Origin of the sequence: Methylibium sp. T29-B, assembly GCF_000576225.1 — a bacterium.
Taxonomy (GTDB): domain Bacteria; phylum Pseudomonadota; class Gammaproteobacteria; order Burkholderiales; family Burkholderiaceae_C; genus Methylibium; species Methylibium petroleiphilum.
Genome location: NZ_AZSN01000043.1, coordinates 1 through 18991 on the forward strand (window position 1 = coordinate 1; position 18991 = coordinate 18991).

15 protein-coding genes and 3 pseudogenes are annotated in these 18991 nt (G+C 69.2%); 5 read left to right on the top strand and 13 right to left on the bottom strand.

What is annotated here, in order from left to right; genetic code table 11:
* Positions 1-101: 101 nt before the first annotated feature.
* The 3 genes from Y694_RS09275 to Y694_RS09280 form a co-directional block, all read right to left on the bottom strand.
* Positions 102-2237 (bottom strand): VIT and VWA domain-containing protein, encoded by a 2136-nt coding sequence (locus Y694_RS09275; RefSeq protein WP_051495680.1) that lies wholly within the window; start codon positions 2235-2237, stop codon positions 102-104.
* Between the two features lie 201 nt (positions 2238-2438).
* Positions 2439-2678, bottom strand: a complete 240-nt coding sequence (locus Y694_RS27125; protein WP_409072473.1) for a hypothetical protein — start codon at positions 2676-2678, stop codon at positions 2439-2441.
* A complete protein-coding gene (locus Y694_RS09280) occupies positions 2609-3382 on the bottom strand; it encodes a nuclear transport factor 2 family protein (RefSeq protein WP_036231801.1) in 774 nt (257 codons plus the stop codon). The genes Y694_RS27125 and Y694_RS09280 overlap by 70 nt, the downstream gene beginning before the upstream one ends.
* 184 nt (positions 3383-3566) lie before the next feature.
* Between Y694_RS09280 and Y694_RS09285 the strand changes: the two genes are divergently transcribed.
* Positions 3567-4496 (top strand): AraC family transcriptional regulator, encoded by a 930-nt coding sequence (locus Y694_RS09285; RefSeq protein ID WP_161728042.1) that lies wholly within the window; start codon positions 3567-3569, stop codon positions 4494-4496.
* On the opposite strand, the gene Y694_RS09290 is transcribed toward Y694_RS09285, so the two are convergent.
* From Y694_RS09290 to creB, 5 genes are all read right to left on the bottom strand, one after another.
* Positions 4483-4935 carry a hypothetical protein gene (locus Y694_RS09290; protein WP_036231805.1) on the bottom strand — a complete coding sequence of 151 codons (453 nt, stop codon included), beginning with the start codon at positions 4933-4935 and terminating at the stop codon, positions 4483-4485. The genes Y694_RS09285 and Y694_RS09290 overlap by 14 nt on opposite strands.
* 382 nt (positions 4936-5317) lie before the next feature.
* Complete coding sequence (locus tag Y694_RS09295; RefSeq protein ID WP_036231807.1) at positions 5318-5689, bottom strand: YciI family protein; 372 nt, start codon at positions 5687-5689, stop codon at positions 5318-5320.
* A gap of 81 nt (positions 5690-5770) precedes the next feature.
* The gene (locus tag Y694_RS26730) at positions 5771-6520 is read right to left on the bottom strand and encodes an ATP-binding protein (protein ID WP_310732221.1); all 750 of its coding nucleotides are present in this window, start codon (positions 6518-6520) and stop codon (positions 5771-5773) included.
* Positions 6454-7260, bottom strand: a complete 807-nt coding sequence (locus tag Y694_RS26735; RefSeq protein ID WP_310732222.1) for a hypothetical protein — start codon at positions 7258-7260, stop codon at positions 6454-6456. The genes Y694_RS26730 and Y694_RS26735 overlap by 67 nt, the downstream gene beginning before the upstream one ends.
* Before the next feature lie 16 nt (positions 7261-7276).
* Positions 7277-8032 (bottom strand): two-component system response regulator CreB, encoded by a 756-nt coding sequence (creB, locus tag Y694_RS09305; RefSeq protein WP_011827736.1) that lies wholly within the window; start codon positions 8030-8032, stop codon positions 7277-7279.
* Positions 8033-8068: 36 nt separating this feature from the next.
* Here creB and hemE point away from each other — a divergent pair, with 36 nt between their 5' ends.
* Positions 8069-9187 carry a uroporphyrinogen decarboxylase gene (hemE, locus tag Y694_RS09310; RefSeq protein ID WP_011827735.1) on the top strand — a complete coding sequence of 373 codons (1119 nt, stop codon included), beginning with the start codon at positions 8069-8071 and terminating at the stop codon, positions 9185-9187.
* A gap of 222 nt (positions 9188-9409) precedes the next feature.
* Here the strand turns inward: hemE and Y694_RS24785 are convergent, their stop codons facing one another.
* Complete coding sequence (locus tag Y694_RS24785) at positions 9410-9700, bottom strand: hypothetical protein (protein WP_197028769.1); 291 nt, start codon at positions 9698-9700, stop codon at positions 9410-9412.
* Here Y694_RS24785 and priA point away from each other — a divergent pair.
* Positions 9621-11682 (top strand): annotated as a pseudogene (gene priA, locus Y694_RS09315) (primosomal protein N'). The gene Y694_RS24785 and the pseudogene priA sit on opposite strands and share 80 nt — an antisense overlap.
* On the opposite strand, the gene Y694_RS09320 reads toward priA, so the two are convergent.
* The 4 genes and pseudogenes from Y694_RS09320 to Y694_RS09335 form a co-directional block, all read right to left on the bottom strand.
* A complete protein-coding gene (locus tag Y694_RS09320) occupies positions 11679-12431 on the bottom strand; it encodes an amino acid ABC transporter permease (protein ID WP_036231810.1) in 753 nt (250 codons plus the stop codon). The pseudogene priA and the gene Y694_RS09320 overlap by 4 nt on opposite strands.
* Positions 12432-12461: 30 nt before the next feature.
* A pseudogene (locus tag Y694_RS09325) lies at positions 12462-13320 on the bottom strand (basic amino acid ABC transporter substrate-binding protein).
* 118 nt (positions 13321-13438) lie between these two features.
* Positions 13439-14419: a porin gene (locus tag Y694_RS09330; RefSeq protein ID WP_036231812.1), complete on the bottom strand. Its 981-nt coding sequence runs from the start codon at positions 14417-14419 to the stop codon at positions 13439-13441.
* 253 nt (positions 14420-14672) lie between these two features.
* On the bottom strand, positions 14673-15665 hold the full coding sequence (locus tag Y694_RS09335; protein WP_011827730.1) for an AEC family transporter: 993 nt from the start codon (positions 15663-15665) through the stop codon (positions 14673-14675).
* Between the two features lie 12 nt (positions 15666-15677).
* Between Y694_RS09335 and Y694_RS09340 the strand changes: the two genes are divergently transcribed.
* Both Y694_RS09340 and Y694_RS09345 read left to right on the top strand, forming a co-directional pair.
* A complete protein-coding gene (locus Y694_RS09340; protein ID WP_409072474.1) occupies positions 15678-17894 on the top strand; it encodes an ATP-dependent helicase in 2217 nt (738 codons plus the stop codon).
* Between the two features lie 135 nt (positions 17895-18029).
* Positions 18030-18967 (top strand): annotated as a pseudogene (locus Y694_RS09345) (CysB family HTH-type transcriptional regulator).
* Positions 18968-18991 lie beyond the last annotated feature (24 nt).

Consider the following 18991-nt stretch of genomic DNA (forward strand, 5'->3'; position numbering starts at 1 on the left):
AGCCTGCAGCGCCAGCCAGGCCCGGCAGGCAGCGCGGCCAGGCCGGGCGCGCCGGTGAGACGCAGTCGATAGGGTTGCGAATGCATGGTGGAGGCCCCCGCTCACCGCACCAGGCGCCGCGGCTTGCGCCACAGGCGCTTGGCGCTCGATCCACCACGGTGCCAGGCCGCTGCACCCAGCAGCACCAGCACCACGCCCAGCGCGATCCAGGCCGAAGGCTCGGGCGTGCTGGGCACCTCGGCACCGATGGCCAGGTTGCTCACGCCCTGCGGCATGGGCGAGGGCTGGTCCACCGGCGTGCTGCCGCCGGCCGGGTTGCGCACCACGCGGTCCACCGCGATGAAGCTCGTGTACTGCGTGAGCAGGCTGTAGCGCAGGCCCAGCGCAGTGATGGCCTCGCGCTGCGTGTCGCCGCCCTGCAGCGCCTCCTGGTCCGACAGCGACTGGATGCGGTGGCGCGCCCACAGATGGCGCAGCGCCACGGCCTGCGCGTCGGGCGTGGCGACCGGCAGCATCGCCTGCCAGGCACCGTGGGCCGCCTGGCCTTCGACGACGAGCTGGCCGCGCGGCTCGCCGCGCCACTTGCCGAACACCAGCACCGGGCGGCCACCCAGCACGTCGGGCAGGCGCTCGGGCTCCACGTCGTAGGTGTCCAGGCCCTCGAAGCGCGCCTTCACCTGCGTGAGCACCGGCGCGTCGATCATGCGGCGCAGGCGCTCGGCCTGCGCGGCAGCCTGCTCGGGCCGCGTGACGATGAAGGGCTCGCCCTGGCCGGCGCGTGCAATGCCCTCGATGAGATGGCGGTTGACCGAGCTGCCGATGCCGAACGCGAACACGTTGGTCTGGCCGAGGTTCCTGCGGATGAGCTGGAACACCTCGCTCTCCACCGTGACGTAGCCGTCGGTCACCACGATCACGCTGCGCGAGACATCGGGCGACTTGGGCAGCGCGGCCACGCGCTTGAGCGCCGGCACGATCTCGGTGCTGCCGCTGCCGCCCATCTGCGCGATGGTGCGCAGCGCCTGCTCGATGTTGGCCTGCGTGGCCGGCACCGAGGTCTCGTTGAGCATGCGGTTGCTGCCCGAGAACAGCAGCACGTTGAACGTGTCGCTGGGGCGCAGCCCGCCGATCAGGTGGCGCAGCAGCGTCTTGGCGGTGTCGAGCGGGTAGCCGTGCATGGAACCCGAGATGTCGACCACGAAGATGTAGTCGCGCGGGTTGATCTGCGTGGTGGCGATGGCCTTGGGCGGCTCCACCATCGCGAGGAAGAAGTTCTCCTCGCCCGGCGCACCGGGGAACAGCGTGAGGCCCGAGGCGATGCCGTCACCGGCGAGGCGGTAGTCGAGGATGAAGTCGCGGTTGCCGTTGTGGCGGGCGGACTCCGCGTCACCGCCCAGCGCGACGCGCGCGCCGTTGCTGCCTTCGCCTTCCACCTCGATCTGGTGGGAGCTGGAACGCAGGCCGCTCACCGGCAGCGGCGAGGCGAAGGCCACGCGCAGGTCGAAGCGGGTGTCCGACGCCTCGCCTGCGGGCAGGTAGGGCACGGCGGGGAAGCTGCCCGACGGCGCTGCCGTGCCGCTTGCTTGTTCTTCAGTGGCCGCAACCTTGTTGGCGGGGGAGCGATAGCGCGGGCCCACCACGGTGGGGAACACGAACTGGTAGCGGCCTTCGGTGGGCGGCAGCAGCTCGGTGTAGCGCAGCTCCACCGCCACCTCGTCGCCCGGCAGGATGTTGGCCACGTTCATCGAGAACACGTTCGGCCGCTCCTGCTCCAGCAGCGCGGCGGTCTTGCCTTCGCGCTTGGCGGCCTCGAACTCGATGCGGGCGCGCTGCTTCTCGCGGATGTCGGCGACGATCACGCGGTGGCCGATGCGCACCGTCATCGCGTGCACCGCGGCCTGCGTGGAACCGGGGAAGACATAGCGCGCCTCGATGGGCCGCTGGCCCTCGTTGCGGTAGCGCTGCGTCACCGTGACGTCGGCGATCGGCCCGGCGATGCGCGCGTCGACCTCGGTGGCCTTCAGCGGCAGGCGGTCGACGCTCGGGTCGTCGCTCTTGACGAAGAAGTACGGGCTCTCGGCGCGCCGCGCGTCGGCGTCATCGGCCTGCGCCGGCAGCGCGACGAGCAGCAGGCTCGCCAGGCAAGCGAGCGCCAGGACCACGGCCCACAGCCGGCCCGGGCGCGACAGGGGGCGCAGCGGGATGACGGCGCGCGGACGCAGGGAGGGGAAGAACATGGCGGGCTCCTGAGGCAACGTGCCGCGAGGTGGGCACGGGGAGGAGCTTCCGCGGGGGGTGAGAAAAGACGAGGAAGTTGGGGAGTGGGTGTGTGAAGACTGCGTGAAGTTGATGTGAAGGCGGAAGAGTTGCTACCGCCGCACTGGCTTGCTCTCAATCGATCCGATGAGGGGCTGCAATCGGCCATGAGCGGACATCGGTCAACGTCTGCTGAAAAGCGTAAGCGGCTGACTGGCAGCCGCCACGCGGAGGACCCGCTCTTGGGTGGTCTTCTCCAGTTGCGCCAGTTCCTTCTCAATGCGGCAGCGGTACTCGTTTATCAACTCTCGCCCCAGGTGCCGCTCAGTCGTGTGACCGAACGCAAGGCTCCTCAGAAACCGAACTTGCCGTTCCCGTTCTTCCAATCGGCGCGCGCAGGGATCGCCTCGATGGTGTCCCAATGCTCCACGATCTTCCCCGCTTCGACGCGAAACAGGTCGTAGAAGGACGTCGCCGCCCCGCCGAACTCACCCTCGCTCACGGTGAGCACGAAGTTGCCTTCGCCCAGCACCTTGTGGACCTTGGCGTACTTCATCGTGATGCCGGCCTTGGCCATGGCCTCCAGCGCTGCGCGCAGGCCGGACAGACCATCGGCGATCTGCGGGTTGTGCTGGCGGTAGTTGTCGCCCACGATGTATTGCCCGAGCCGGCCCATGCGGCCATTCACCAGGATGTCGTCGACGAAGGCAGCGACCAGTTGCTTGTTCGCGGCGGTCTTGTCGAAGTCGACGGCCGTGGTAGGGCCATCGATCATCGTGCGACCGCTCGGGTTGGCCTTTGGCGGCGTGGCCTGGAGGTTGTCCCAGTGCTCGACGATCTGGCCGTTCTGGAAGCGGAAGATGTCGAAGCCGATCTTGGGCCCGAAGAAGTTGTAGTCGGTATGGGTGAAGACGAAGTCACCATCCTGGAAGACACGGACCGTATTGACCTTGGCCGAGCCTGGCGGCAGCGCCAGCAGCGCGGCCCCGAAACCGGTCAGGCCGTCGGCCACCGCGAGGTTGTGCTGCACGTACTTGGCCGGGTTGATGACGGCCACGGGCGCCGCTGCGCCGGTCTCGATAGCCTTCAGAAGCGCGGTCACTTGGGTCTTGCGGTCTTGATTCATGGTGGTGCCTTTGAGGGAGGTGGTGTTCGATGCGCACGCGGCGATCGACAAGACAAGGCCAGCGGCGATGAGTGTCCGGCGCAGGGGTTGGAGCGATAAGTTCATGTCAGGGCGTCCTGGTAGATTTGCCGCAGAGACTGTCCATCACTCTGGCCAACGCTCAAAGGTTCGTACAAGGCACAAGGTGGTCAAAATCAATCAAACATCCCACGAGCGGCAAAATCCGGCCGGTACACCGGCGCTGCAAAACATTCGTTTCTCGAACAAGCGGTTGGATCCTGTGGGGGTCGAAGTGCTCACCTTGTCGGAGCTTCGCGGGCGAGTGCCGGCATCGGTGCTGCAAGGCCCACAGCGGGTCGAGTTCTTCATGCTCATGGTGGTCACACGTGGACACGGTGCGCACCACGTGGACTTCGACCGCGTGAACCTGACCCGTGGTCGCGCGGTGTTTGTTCGACCCGGTCAGGTGCAGGAATGGGCCCCGTCGAAGTCCTGCGACGCCGACTTGATGCTGATCGAGCCGACATCACTGCAGTCACGACGCGGCTCTTGCGCCAACGCGGCGATGGGGCTGCTGCGGCTCGAGGAGTGGTCAAGCAGCTTCGACCTCGATCGCACGGAGTTGTCGACCTGTCAGCAACTTGCGGCCATGCTGCGCCGAGAGCTGGCCCCGGCGCAGGTTACGCCGGTATCGTCAACGTTGGCGCGCGAACTGCTGGTCTGCGCTCTGCTGGCCATCAGCCGCGCCGCGTTGCGCAGCGGCCAAGGGCTCGCGCCTTCGAGTCCGCTCGCGCAGCGATTCACGGCCGAGCTGGAGAGGGCGGTGGCGCAGCGGCCCGGAGTTGAAGCGATGGCGAAGAAGCTGGGCGTCTCCTCCAGTACGCTCAATCGCGTCTGCCAGGCGAGATTCGGGCATTCCGCGAAGGACACGATCGACCGCAGGGTGGCGCTGGAAGCCCAGCGCCTGCTGGTTCACACCGAGGCCACGTCCGTGGCCATCGGGGAGCAACTCGGCTTCAGCGAACCAACCAACTTCCTGAAGTTCTTCCGTCGGCGTGTGGGAGCAACGCCCGAGGCATTTCGGCGTAGGGTCAGGCCAATCAGTGGCGCTTGAGCCGGTGGGCGAGCTGCGCGCGCATGAGGCCCAGCCGCTGTGCCACTTCAGCAACGTTATGGCGGGCTGCGATCAGTGCCCGGCGGTACTCGGCGACTTCCTTGCCGTTGCCGCGCGGCCGGTCGGAGGGTCCTGCACGGTCGACTGATCGTGCATCGACGCTCGATCCTTCGTCTGCCGACTGCGGCGACTCGATCAATCGCCCGCCCGCATCGACCGAAAGTGCATGCCATCCCATGGTCTCGCCGCCACGGAAGAGATGATGCACATCGATTGACTCGTCACGCCCGACCGTGATCACGCCCCGCTCGACGAGGTTCTGCAGTTCCCGGATGTTCCCAGGGAAGTCGTACTGACGGAGGGCCTGGACCGCACGGGGCGTGAACCCCGGCACGTCGCGCCGGTGCAGGTCGCAGTGGCGCTTGAGGAAGGCCTCCATCAACAGGGGAATGTCGTCACGGGGTTCTCGCAACGGTGGCAGCGTGATCGGGAAGACGTTGAGGCGTGCTCTTCAGTTGGTGCCGACTACGTCCAAGAACGACAACGGCATGTTCTGAACTGGTTCGCTTCAAGTGGGGTCTTGTCGAAGGCGCGCGTCGAGGACAGGTTTGCCATTTGGCCACCAGCGCCTTTGGGTCGGAAGCCGCCACCAGCTTCTGAAGTTCCCGTGGCGGCAACCGCTGCACAGTAGAAACCCATTCGAGATTCGGCAGCGGCAACGCCCGGCCAGAAGCTCGCATCGCCGCGATGACAAACGAAGCTGCAACGGTGCGTGCGGAGAAGCGCGCGCCGCAGCCTTCCTGAGGCCTACGCCCTGGCCCTCATCGGGCCAGGTAGAAATCCATCGGAATGAGTTCGACGGCCCATCCGCCCTCTTCGCCGAGCGTGGCGGCCGGGTGCATGGATGCGATGCGCAATGCCTCTTCAGGGGTGTCCGCTTCGATGATGAAGAGGCCGCCGACCACTTCCTTCGACTCGGTGTAGGGCCCATCGCTGACATGCGTCTTGCCGCCGCGCGGGCGCAGCGTTCGCCAGCGCTCCAGGTCGCCGAGCGACGCGGACACCAGGACCTTGCCGGTCGCGCGCATCTTCTCGTCCAGCGGCGGGCATTGGCTCACCAGCGCCTTGACGTCGTCCGGCGCCAGCGCGGCAAACTTTTCGGGGGTGAAGTAGGCGAGACCGAGGTATTTCATGGGGAGCTGCCTTGGAGTGGTGATGGACGCACTGACGACGAAGCGGGCGGTCTGAAATCGACAAGGTGCATGAAAGTCGGGTCAGCCCCCCGTCATCCGCAGCAACGTCAACACCGCCACCGCCCCCTTCCCGTCTGCCGCATTCCGCAGACTCACCCGCCCCCGGTGCAGCTCCGCAATCTCCTTCACGAACGCCAGTCCCAGGCCCGTGCTCTTCTTCTGCGAGTGCGGCCGCGCCAGCGAGTAGAAGCGCTCGAACACCTTGTCGTCGGCGTAATCGGGGATGCCGGGGCCCTGGTCGCGCACGATGATGTCGACGCTGCTGCCGCCGCCGCGTTGGCCATGGGTCGCGAGTTGCAGCGTCACGCGGCCGCCGGTGGGCGAGAAGTCGATGGCGTTGTCGAGCAGGTTGCCGATGGCGCGGCGCAGCAGCAGCGCGTCGCCTTCCACCACCGCCGCATCACCCTCGCCCTCGTCGCCGTCGCCGACCGGCAGCACCACCACCTCGATGCGCCGCGCCGCGGCCACCGGCTGCGCGCTGGCGGCCAGCTCGTGCAGCAGCGGGCGCAGGGCCACGGCCTCGGGGTGCTCGATCTGGCGGCGTGATTCCAGCGCGGCCAGCTCCATCATGCGGTCCACCAGCTCCTGGATGCGCAGCGTCTCGCGCTGGATGTTGCCGAGGAAGCGCTGGCGGTCGGCCTCGGGCATGGCGGGTTCGTCGTTCAGCAGTTCGGCCGCGCCGCGGATGGCCGACAGCGGGCTCTTCAGTTCGTGGGTGAGCGTCTGCACGTAGTCGGCCACGTAGTTGCGGCCGGCCAGCGCGTCGCGCATGTCGTCGTAGGCGGCGCCCACCGCGGCCCAGGTGCGGCGGCCCAGCCGGCGCAGGCTGAAGCTGCCGCGCTTCTGGCCCGCACGCTGCGCCACACGTCGGCCACCAGGCCGAAGGGCCGCACCAGCCACATGGAGACGATCACCACCAGCAGCAGCACCGCGGCCACCGAGGTGGCGCCCACCAGCAGCGTGCGGCGGCGCGCCTTCTCCACGAACTGGCCGAAGCTCTGCACCGGCTTGCCCACCGACACCGCGCCCACGATCTCGCCGCCCACGACGATGGGCGCGGCCACGTACATCACCGAGGTGTGGGGGTCGCCGTCCACGTCGGCCGAGGTGCGGGCGCCGTACTCGCCGGCCAGCGCCAGCCGCACGTCGCGCCAGGCCGAGTGGTCCTCGCCCTCGTGCCGCGCCAGGGAGTCGAACAGCACGAGCCCCGAGCGGTCCACCACGGTGGCCCGCAGCTCCACGCGGGTCTTCTCGAAGCCGAAGATGTCGGCCCTGAACTCGCGCGCGTAGAGGGCGCGGAACACCGGGCGCAGCGCGTCGATGGCGATGCCCTCCTCGCTGGAGCGCGACTCGATCCAGCTCGCCATCAGGTGCGCGGTCTCCACCAGCGATTCCTCGGCCGACTCGCGGTAGCGCGGGTCGATGTCGCCCACCAGCCGCCACAGCAGCAGCGCCACGCCCAGCGCATAGGCGAGCAGGATGCCGATGAAGATGCGGTTGCGCTTCGTCACTGGCTGGCTGGCCGATCTATGCGCGCGGCAGTTCGGCTGGCAGGTCTTCGGCCAGCGCGTAGCCGCTGCCACGGTGCGTGCGGATGGGCTCCAGCGTGGGCGCCACCGCCTTGAGCTTGGCGCGCAGGGTCTTCACGTGGGCGTCCACGGTGCGGTCGAAGCTGTCGCCGGGGTCGTCCCACACCCGCTCCAGCAGCACGTCGCGGGTGTACACGTGGCCCGGGCGCTCGGCCAGGGTCTTGAGCAGGCCGTACTCGTAGCGCGACAGCTCCAGCGGCCGGCCGTAGTAGCGGATGCGGCGCCGGCCTTCGTCCACGTCGATCGGGGTTGGAAGCGCGGCAGCGGCCGGCGTCAAGGCGCCGGCCACGGTGGTGGGCGGCGGCGAAGCAGAGGCGCGTGCCGTGCGGCGCAGCACGGTGCGCACGCGCGCCACCAGCTCGCGCGGCGAGAAGGGCTTGGCCACGTAGTCGTCGGCGCCGAGCTCCAGGCCCACCACGCGGTCGATCTCGTCGCTGCGCGCGGTGAGGAAGACGACGGGCAGATCGGCCGCGCGCTCGCGGATGCGCTTGAAGAGCTCGAAGCCGTTGAGGTCGGGCAGGCCCACGTCCAGGATCACCAGCGCCGGGGCGGGCGCCTGCGGCGGCAGATGCTGCAGCGCCGCCTCGCCGGTGGCGCACCACAGCGGCTCGAAGCCTTCGGTGCGCAGGGCGTAGCTCAGCGTGTCGGCGATGCCGGGTTCGTCTTCGACGATCAGGATCTGCGCGCGGGCCATGGTCGGCGCCGATGATAGGGCCGCGATAATCGACCGATGACTGCCACCCCCACCGCCTCCCTGCCGCCGCTCGCGAACGACCGCTTCCTGCGCGCCTGCCTGCGCCTGCCCACCGACGTGACGCCGGTGTGGCTGATGCGCCAGGCCGGCCGCTACCTGAGCGAGTACCGCGACACGCGCGCCAAGGCGGGCAGCTTCATGGGGCTGGCCACCAACCCGCAGTACGCCACCGAGGTGACGCTGCAGCCGCTGGACCGCTACCCGCTCGACGCGGCCATCCTGTTCAGCGACATCCTCACCGTGCCCGACGCCATGGGCCTGGGCCTGAGCTTCGCGCAGGGCGAGGGCCCGCGCTTCGCGCACCCGCTGCGCGACGAGGCCGACGTGGCCAAGCTGCAGGTGCCCGACATGGAGAAGCTGCGCTACGTGTTCGACGCGGTGGCGTCGATCCGGCGTGCGCTGGCGCCGGCCGGCGCGCCGGGGCGGGTGCCGCTGATCGGCTTCTCGGGCAGCCCGTGGACGCTGGCTTGCTACATGGTCGAGGGTGCGGGCAGCGACGACTACCGCCTGGTCAAGACCCTGCTCTACCGCCGGCCCGACCTGATGCACCGCATCCTCGAGGTGAACGCCGATGCGGTGGCGGCCTACCTGAACGCGCAGATCGAGGCCGGCGCGCAGGCGGTGATGATCTTCGACAGCTGGGGCGGCGTGCTGGCCGACGGCGCCTTCCAGCGCTTCAGCCTGGCCTACACCGAGCGCGTGCTGCGCCAATTGAAGAAGGAGCAAGGCGGTTATCGCGTGCCGCAGATCGTGTTCACCAAAGGCGGCGGGTTGTGGCTGGAGGCCATTGCCGACAGCGGCTGCGACGTGGTGGGCCTGGACTGGACCATGAACCTCGGCGCGGCGCGCGCGCGCGTCGGCGACCGCGTGGCCCTGCAGGGCAACCTGGACCCGAACGTGCTGTTCGCCGACCCGGAGCAGATCCGCGCCGAGGTGGCGCGCACGCTGGACAGCTATGGCGCGCCGTCGGCCGGCAGCGGCCACGTGTTCAACCTCGGCCACGGCATCAGCCAGCACACGCCGCCCGACAGCGTGAGCGTGCTGGTGGATGCGGTGCATTCCTATTCACGGCAGCAGCGCGGCGCCGCCGGCTGACCCGGGGGTCGAGACGGCGCTGGGTGCATCCGGCAAGCCGGGTTTACCCGCAAACGACGCCCGAGAGGCCTGACTTATCCCCAGAATCGTGTCAAGCCCCGCACCGCGATGAGGCTGCTGCATCGCAACAGCCTTTCGACCGATGGATGCGCTAAGTCGTTGATTCTTATATAGACATTTTTCTGCCTTCGAAAGCATCAGCGCAAGCCGCGGCCTGTGCTATCAAGCAGTTAGCGTGCGTTTGCGCAGGTTTCCCACAAAGTTTTCCACAGGGCACGTGGATAGCTCGAAAACCCCAAACGAATCAACGGCTTGGCCGCTTTCCTTGATAAGAACTTGAGATTCCTTGGGCAAGTCACCTTCATCGCGAGCGGCCGCCACATCTGCACCGGCGGCGGGCGCTGAGCCCCCGGCGCCCGCCCGCGAGCCGGTCGTGGTGCCGGTGGTGATCGACGCACCGCAGTACAGCGGCCTGAAGGCGGCGCTCGGATATTTGAGCGAGCGCCCGCTCACGCCAGGCACCCTGCTGCGCGTGCCGCTGGGTCGCCGTGAAGTGCTGGGCGTGGCCTGGGACACGCGCTCCGGTGAGGACTCGGCGGTGCCCGATGGCGTGACGTTGCGCGAGGTGGCCGCGGTGTTCGACGCGCTGCCGCCGCTGCCGGCCGCCTGGCGCGAGCTGGTGGACTTTGCTGCCTCGTACTACCAGCGCAGCCCCGGCCGAGGTGGCGCTGGCGGTGCTGCCGCCCGAACTGCGCATGTTGAGCGCCACGCAGCTGGAGCGCCGGCTCACGCGACTGCGCGCCAAGCTGCTGCCGCCCAGCGGCGCGCAGGGCGCGCTGCCCGCCCCCAGCGCCGAGCAGGCGCAGGTGCTGCAAGCGCTGGCCGCGAGCGCGGGCGATGCCCCCGTGACGCTGCTGCACGGCAGCACCGGCAGCGGCAAGACCGAGATCTACCTGCGCGAGGCGCAGCGCGTGGTCGAGGCCGGCCGCCAGGCGCTGGTGCTGGTGCCGGAGATCAACCTCACGCCGCAGCTCGAAGAGCGCTTCCTGGCGCGCTTCCCAGGGCGGCGGGTGGTGTCGCTGCACAGCGGCCTGACGCCGGCGCGTCGGCTGAAGCACTGGCTGATGGTGCTGCTGGGCGAGGCCGACCTCGTGCTCGGCACGCGGCTGGCGGTGTTCGCGCCGCTGCCGCGGCTGGGGCTGGTGATCGTCGACGAGGAGCACGACCCGTCCTACAAGCAGCAGGAGGGGGCGCGCTACTCGGCCCGCGACCTGGCGGTGGTGCGCGGCCGCATCGAGGGCGTGCCGGTGCTGCTGGGCTCGGCCACGCCGTCGCTGGAGAGCTGGCACAACGCGCTGCCGGCGACCGAGGGCGGTGCCGGCCGCTACACCCGCCTGACCATGGCCGCGCGCATCGGCGGCGGCGTGCTGCCCACGGTGCGGCTGGTCGACATGAGCCGGCTGCCCAAGGAGGTGCTGCGCGACAGCGCGCTGTCGCCCGCGCTGCTGGGCGCGCTGCGCGAGCGGCTGGCGCGCGGCGAGCAGAGCCTGGTGCTGCTGAACCGCCGCGGCTACGCGCCGGTGCTGCATTGCACCGAGTGCGGCTGGAAGAGCGCCTGCGCGCACTGCAGCGCGTGGCGGGTGTTCCACAAGCTCGACCGCACGCTGCGCTGCCATCACTGCGGCCTCACCGAGCGCGTGCCGCGCGCCTGCCCGGACTGCGGCAATGCCGACATCCAGCCCACCGGCCGCGGCACCGAACGCCTGGAGGAGCAGCTGGCGCTGGCGCTGCCCGGTGCGCGCGTGGGCCGCATCGACGCCGACACCACGCGGCGCAGCGGCGCGCTGGAAGCCGAGCTGGCCCGCGTGCACGCCGGCGAGGTGGACGTGCTGGTGGGCACGCAGATGATCGCCAAGGGCCACGACTTCCGCCGCATGACGCTGGTGGCGGCGGTGAACCCCGACGCGGCGCTGTTCAGCAGCGACTTCCGTGCGCCGGAGCGCCAGTTCTCGCTGCTGATGCAGGCCGCCGGCCGCGCCGGCCGCGATGCCGGGCAGGCCGACCGCGCGGAGATGTGGGTGCAGACCTGGCACCCGCAGCACGCGCTGTACGCGGCGCTGCGCATGCACGACTACACGGCCTTCGCGCAGGCGCAGCTGGCCGAGCGGCGGTCGGCGAGCCTGCCGCCCTACACCCACCTGGCGCTGCTGCGCGCCGACGCCCGCGAGCAGTCGGTGGCGCAGGCCTGGCTGCGGGCGGTGAGCGACGAGGCCCGCGAACTCGCCGCACAGCACCAGGTGGCGCTCTACCCGCCGGTGCCGCTGAGCGTGCAGCGCGTGGCCGACATGGAGCGGGCGCAGCTGCTGGTGGAGTCGGCCTCGCGGCCGGCGCTGCAGCGCTTTCTCACGGCCTGGGAAGCCACGCTGCGGCGCAAGCGGCCGGAGCAGAAGGGGCTGTTGCGCTGGGCCGTCGACGTGGACCCGCTGGCGATCTAGCGCCCGCGCAGGTGGTCGGGCGATTCGAGCCGCTTGGCCAGCGTGGACAGCAGCCAGGTGAGCAGCAGGTAGACCGCCGAGATCGCGAGGTAGGGTTCCCAGTAGCGCGAGTAGGCCCCGGCCACGGTGCGCGCGGCCAGCGCCAGCTCGGCCAGGCCGATCGCCGACACCAGCGACGAATCCTTGATCAGCGTGACCGCCTCGTTGACCAGCGGCGGCACCATGCGGCGCACGGCCTGCGGCAGGATCACGTGGCGCATGCTCTGCACGTGCGTGAGGCCCAGGCTGTAGGCCGCCTGCGTCTGGCCGCCGTGGATGCTCTGGATGCCGGCGCGGAAGATCTCGGAGATGTAGGCGCCGGCGTTCAGCGTGAGCGCCAGCGCGCCGGAGAAGAAGGCGCCGTAGTTCTGGCGGAACTCACGCGCGGCCTCGCCGGTGAGCAGCAGGCCGTTGTCCGGGTGGATCAGCGCCGGCATCAGCGCGAAGTGCACCAGCAGGATCTGCACGAACAGCGGCGTGCCGCGGAAGAAGGTGACGTAGGCGATGGTCAGCCACTGCGCCGGCTTGATCAGTGCAGCCGCCAGCGGCGACCTCGGCTTGGGTGCATAGCGCGTGCTGCTGATCAGGCCGAGCACCAGCCCGAGCGCGAGGCCGGCGACGATCGCGACGACCGTCAGCTTGATCGTCATCAGGACGCCGGCCAGGAACAGCGGTCCGTAGCCGGCCAGGATCTCCCAGCGAAAGTCCATGGGAGATCCTCGGGGTCCTGATGCTGTCGCTTACTTGGAGGCCGCTGCCGCGGGGGCGGCTGCACCGAAGGTCTTGGCGTAGACCTGGTCATAGCTGCCGTCGGCCTTGATCGCCGCGATGCCCTTGTTGACCTTCTCCAGCAGCTCGGCGTTGCCCTTCTTCACCGCGATGCCGTACTGCTCGGGCGCGAAGGCGCTGTCGCTGACGGTCTTGAAGTTGGCGGCCGCGTTGTTGGTCACGTAGTTGATGACCACGCCGTTGTCGGCCACGACGGCATCGACGCCGCCGGCCTCGAGCTCCTTCAGCGCCAGCGGCGTGGACTCGAAGCGCTTGACGTTGGCGCTGTTCTTGCCCTGCAGCTTGGTCACGACCTCGTCGCCGGTGGTGCCGGTCTGCACGCCGACCTTGAGCTTCTTGAGGTCGTCGAACTTGGCGACCTTGGAGCTGCCCTTCACCGCGATCAGCTGGTAGGCGTCGAAGTAGGGGTTGGAGAAGTCCATCGTCTGCTTGCGCTCGTCGGTGATGGTGATCGACGAGATCAGCAGGTCGCGGTCACCCTGCTGCAGCGCGTTGAAGATGCCTTCCCACGGCGTGTTGACGAACTTCACCTCGAAGCCGCCCTTGGCGGCCACGGCCTGGAGCAGGTCGATGCTGAAGCCGACGATCTCGCCCTTCTCGTTCTGGAACTCGAACGGGGCGTAGGCGGCATCGGTGCCGACGACGTAGACCTTGGCGGGCGCGGGCGCCGGAGCGGAAGCCACCGGCGCGGGCGCGGAAGCGGGGGCGGCGGGCGGGCGCCGGCTCTTCCTTCTTGCCGCAGGCGGCGAGCAGCAGGCCGGCACCGAACAGGCCGGCGGTCTTCAGAAACTGGCGGGTCGTGAGCTTCATGCGGGATCCTCGTGGGGGCTCCGGAATCGATGGCGACACATCGGCGGTGACCGATTGTCACCGGATTGTTGATGCAAAAAGCGGCCCGGAGGCCGCTTTTCGAAGTGCGTCGCGAGACTTAGAAGTTATGGCGGATGCCAAGACCAATCGACGAGAACTTGTTGTCGGCCAGCACAGGCAGGGTGGCCGTGCCAGACCCGCCGTACGGGAACGAGTTGTTGTCAATTGCGTAATAGAACGCATAGACCTTGGTGCGCTTGGACAGGTTGTAGTTGTAGCCCAGCGTGTACTGGATGGCATCGGAATCGGCCAAGTTATCCCACTCGTCCGCCCAGCCGACCGACACGTGGAACTCGCTAGCGCCGACGGTGTACTGAACGGTACCCGTCACTTGATTGCGCTTGCCAAGTACGACGTCGTCGGAATTTTCGTAAGCCAGCCCCAACAGGAACGGACCCATCGTGTAGGCCGCGCCAGCCGAGAAGCCCTTGATCGTGTCGTTGCCGAACGTATCTTCGCTCTTGCTGTAGCCAGCGCCGATGTGCAGGCCATCGACGTCGTAGTTCACAACGCCTTCATAAGTCTTCGGGCCAGTGCCTTCACCGGCAGCAACCGTCACCGCGAACGAGACCGGACCAAAATTCGGGCTGGTGTATTCGACGGCATTGCTGAAACCAACACGCAACGAATAGATGTTGTCTTCCGAGGTCGTGCCGGTGTCATGGTTGAAGACGCCGATGTAGTCGATCGTGCTGCAGTACAGAGCGCCGAGGGCAATCTTGCCCATCTTGATCTGACCCCAAGACGTGCTCTTCAGGCCGACATAGGCGTCGCGTCCGAAACCACCGGTACCGGTGCCATCGTCAGAGCCGAAGCCGGATTCGAGTTGAAAGAACGCGCTCAGTCCACCGCCGAGGTCTTCGTTGCCACGAAGTCCCCAACGCGATGCGTTGTTCTTCATCACGGTCGCGTCGGACACATCGTTGTCCTGGAACTCGATGGAAGTGTTGAGTCGGCCGTACAGCGTGACGCTGCTCTGGGCGAACGCGCTGCCGGTGAATGCCGCGCACAGGGCGGCGGCGAGGGCGAGTTTCTTCATCAGGAATCTCTCTTTCGTGGAGGGTTGGCGGGCGGAACAACCAACGTCTTGATCGAAGACGCGGACCGGTTGGTGCCTCGTGAAAGTTTAGTGAAGCCGCCGCCCGGAGCCACCATTTACGATCTGCAACAGGCGCGAGAACCGCGCTTCTGACGCATTCACGCAACACCTGCCACCACACCCCCGAGGCTGTCGCCAACGCGACAAATCGCGCGCCGCACGGGCCGCGCACCGCTTCAGGGCGCACGCAAACTCAGCCGCCCTGCACGCCGAACCACCACGCCAGCGCCGAGAAACTGACGAAGGCGAGCACGGTCGACGCCATGATCACGCGGGCCACCCGCCCGGTGTCGGCACCGTGCCGCTCGGCGAGCAGCGAGACGCCGCTGGCCGACGGCAGTGCGGCGGTCAGCGTCAGCACCATCAGGTTGAAAGGCGTCAGCGCGGCGCCCACCGCGATGGCCGCACTGCCGATCGCGAACAGCAGCGCCGGGTGCACGCACAGCTTGATCAGCGCGAGCGGCAACACGGCGACGAGGGACGCACGCCGCGCGCCGTCGCTGGCGGCGGCGTCCAGGCGTGCGTGCTCGCCGGCCCGCCACAGCACGGCGCCGATGGTGAACAGCGCGACCGGCGTCGCGGCGGCGGCCAGCAGCTCGACGATGCGCGCCAGCGGCCCCGGCAGCACCAGCCCCGCGGCAGAGAACAGCGCCCCGAGCGCGATGGCCCAGGGCTGCGGGTTGGCGATCGGCCCGCGCAGCGCGTTGCGCAGGCGTGCGCCGAGCGGCAGGTGCGAGGCCGCATGCATCTGCGCCAGCGCGAGGCAGACCGAGCTGACGATGAACATGTCGACCAGCAGCGTGACCATCACCGGGCCGGCCGCGGCTGCACCGATCAGCGCCGTCATCATCGGCATGCCCATGAAGCCGCTGTTCGGGAAAGCGGCCACCAGCGCGCCGAAGGCCGCATCCTTGAGGTGCACGCGCGCACCGAGAGTGAGCACGACGGTCAGCGCCACGAGGCCGAGGCCCGCGAGCGTGTAGACCGCCAGCATCGTCGGGTTCAGCAGGTTGCCGATCGGCGTGCCCGCGCCGAAGCGGAACAGCATGCAGGGCAGGGCGAAGAACAGCACGAAGGCGTTGAGGCCGGGGATCGCGGCCTCCGGCATCACGCGCGTGCGCGCCGCGAGGTAGCCGCACAGCACGAGCGCGAAGAACGGCACCGTGACGGACAGGATCGCTTGCATCGCGGCGGCAGTATGTCAGGCCGCGCACCGAGGCCTCGGCCGGCAGCGCTTGGCTATCATCGCGCGCCCCGCCGTTCGCCACGGCTCCGTCCCGTCGTCTCCGCTCCGTCCTCCTTGTCCGCGCCTGTCTCGCTCAACACCGCCCAGATGCAGGCGGTTCACCACCTGGCCGGCCCCTGCCTGGTGCTGGCCGGCGCCGGCTCGGGCAAGACGCGCGTGATCACGCACAAGATCGCGCGCCTGCTGGAGGCCGGGCTGGCTCCGTCGCAGATCGCCGCCATCACCTTCACCAACAAGGCGGCGGCCGAGATGCGCGAGCGCGCCAAGGCCCTGGTGGGGGCGCGGCCGGCCAAGGGCCTGCTGATCAGCACCTTCCACTCGCTCGGCGTGCGGCTGCTGCGCGAGGACGGCGCGGCGCTGGGCCTGAAGCCGCAGTTCTCGATCCTCGACAGCGACGACGTGCTGGGCATCCTGCGCGACGCCGGCGGCACCACCGACGCCAAGACCGCGCGGCGCTGGCAGTGGGCCATCAGCCTCTGGAAGAACCAGGGCCTGACGCCGGCCCAGGCCGAAGCCGAGGCGAAGAACCCCGACGAGGTGCAGGCCGCGCGCGTGATGACGCGCTACCAGGAGCGGCTGGCCGCCTACCAGGCGGTGGACTTCGACGACCTGATCGGCCTGCCGGTGGCGCTGCTGCAGCGGCACGACGTGGTGCGCGCGAAGTGGCAGGCCGCGCTGCGCCACGTGCTGGTCGACGAGTACCAGGACACCAACGCGCAGCAGTACGAGCTGCTCAAGCTGCTGGTCGGCGACGGCCAGGGCGGGCGCGACCGGCCGGCGATGTTCACCGCGGTCGGCGACGACGACCAGAGCATCTACGGCTGGCGCGGCGCGACGATCGACAACCTCAAGCGCCTGCCGCAGGACTACCCGGACCTGCAGGTGATCCCGCTGGAGCAGAACTACCGCTCGACCGGCAACATCCTGCGCGCTGCCAACCACGTGATCGCGGCCAACCCGAAGATCTTCGACAAGAAGCTGTGGAGCGAATTCGGCGACGGCGAGCCGGTGCGCGTGGTCGAGAGCGACAGCGAGGAACACGAGGCCGAGCGCGCGGTCGCGCGCATCCAGGCGCTGCGCGGCCAGGGCGGCGCGGCGGCCGGCGCGGTGGGCGGGCAGGGCATCGAGTGGAAGGACTTCGCGATCCTCTACCGCGCCAACCACCAGGCGCGCGTGTTCGAGCAGGCCCTGCGCAAGGCGCAGATCCCGTACAAGGTGTCGGGCGGCCAGAGCTATTTCGAGCGCGCCGAGATCAAGGACCTGTGCGCCTGGTTGCGCCTGCTGGTGAACCAGGACGACGACCCCGCCTTCCTGCGCTCCGTGACGACGCCCAAGCGCGGCATCGGCCACCAGACGCTGGCCGGCCTGGGCGAGTTCGCCGGCCGCTGGAAGGTGTCTCTCTACGAAGCGCTGTTCGCGGAATCGCTCGGCACGGTGCTCAGCGCGAAGGCGGTCGGCTCGCTCCACGAGTTCGGCCGTTGCGTCAACGACCTCGAGTACCGCGCACGCCAGACCGTCGGTGCCGAGGATGCGCGCGCGCTGCTGATGGGCTGGCTGAAGGACATCGGCTACGAGCAGCATCTGCACGACGGCGAGGACAGCGAGAAGCTGGCCGCGGCGCGCTGGTCGAACGTGCTCGATTTCGTCGACTGGATCGCCAGGCGCTGCGGCGGCGAGACGGCCGACGACGGCAGCGGCCAGGAGAGCGAGCGGCGCAGCGTGCTCGAAGTGGCGCAGACCATCGCGGTGATCATCAGCCTGGCCGAGCGCGGCGACGATCAGAACGTGCTGACGCTCTCCACGCTGCACGCTGCCAAGGGGCTGGAGTGGCCGCACGTGGTGCTGGCCGGCGTCAACGAGGGCCTGCTGCCGTTCAAGACCGACGACGAATCGCTCACCGCGGCAGCGCTGGTACAGCGGCTGGAGGAGGAGCGGCGATTGATGTACGTGGGCATCACCCGCGCCCGCAGCACCCTGGCGGTCAGCTGGCTCAAGCGCCGCAAGCGCGGCCGCGAGACCGTGGCCGGCGCGCCCAGCCGCTTCATCGCCGAGATGAAGCTGGAAGAAGGCCGCGTGAAGGAAGACCCGCGCGAGAAGCTGAAGGCGCTGCGGGCGGCGTTCGCGGCCAAGGCCGCGCAGCCGGCGTCCGGCCCGACCGCCGCGGACTGAGTGCGCCGCGCGCGCCGAGGGCCTTATGCCGACGGCGCGAAAGCAAACAACGAAACGGTCGTTCCCTCGCGCGCGGCCAGCCCGGACACTCGGAACTTTCGTTTTCGCGAAGCCTTCGCCTTCGCGGCTGACCCGATGAACTTCCAGCAACTGCGCTCCGTCCGCGAGGCGGTGCGGCTCGGCTTCAACCTCACCGACGTGGCCGAGGCGCTGCACACGTCGCAGCCGGGCGTGAGCCGGCAGATCCGCGAGCTCGAAGACGAGCTCGGCGTCGACATCTTCGTGCGCGCCGGCAAGCGGCTGACCGGGCTCACCGCCCCCGGCGAGGCGGTGCTGCCGATCGTGGAGCGGCTGCTGCACGACGCCGACAACCTCAAGCGCGCCGGCGCCGACTACGCCCAGCAGGACCACGGCCCGCTGTCCATCGCCGCCACCCACTCGCAGGCGCGCTACGCGCTGCCGCCAGCGGTGCGCGACTTCCGCGGCAGCCATCCGGGCGTGCAGTTGCAGCTGCACCAGGCTCGCCGAAGCAGGTGGCGCAGATGCTGCTCGACGGCGAGGCCGACATCGGCATCGCGACCGAGGCGCTGGCGCAGTACCCCGACCTCGTGGCGCTGCCCTGCTACCGCTGGACGCACGCGGTGCTGGTGCCGCCCGACCACCCGCTGCTCGACGGCGGCGCCCTCACGCTGAAGCGGCTCGCCGAATACCCGCTGATCACCTACGACGCCGGCTACACCGGCCGCTCGCACATCGACGAGGCCTTCGAGCGCGAGGGCCTCACGCCCACGCTGGCGCTGACGGCGATGGACGCCGACGTGATCAAGACCTACGTGGAGTTGGGCCTGGGCGTCGGCATCGTCGCCTCGATCGCCTACGACGACGAGCGCGACCGCCACCTGCGCGCACTCGACGCGCGCCACCTGTTCGCCGTGAACATGACGCGCCTGGCGCTCAAGCGCGGCAGCTACCTGCGGGCCTATGTGTACGACTTCATCGAGAGCTTTGCACCGTCGCTGACGCGCAAGGTGGTGCAGCGCGCACTCGACGGCGGCAAGGTCGACGAACTCTGAGCGGTGAGCGGCTCGGTCGGGTGC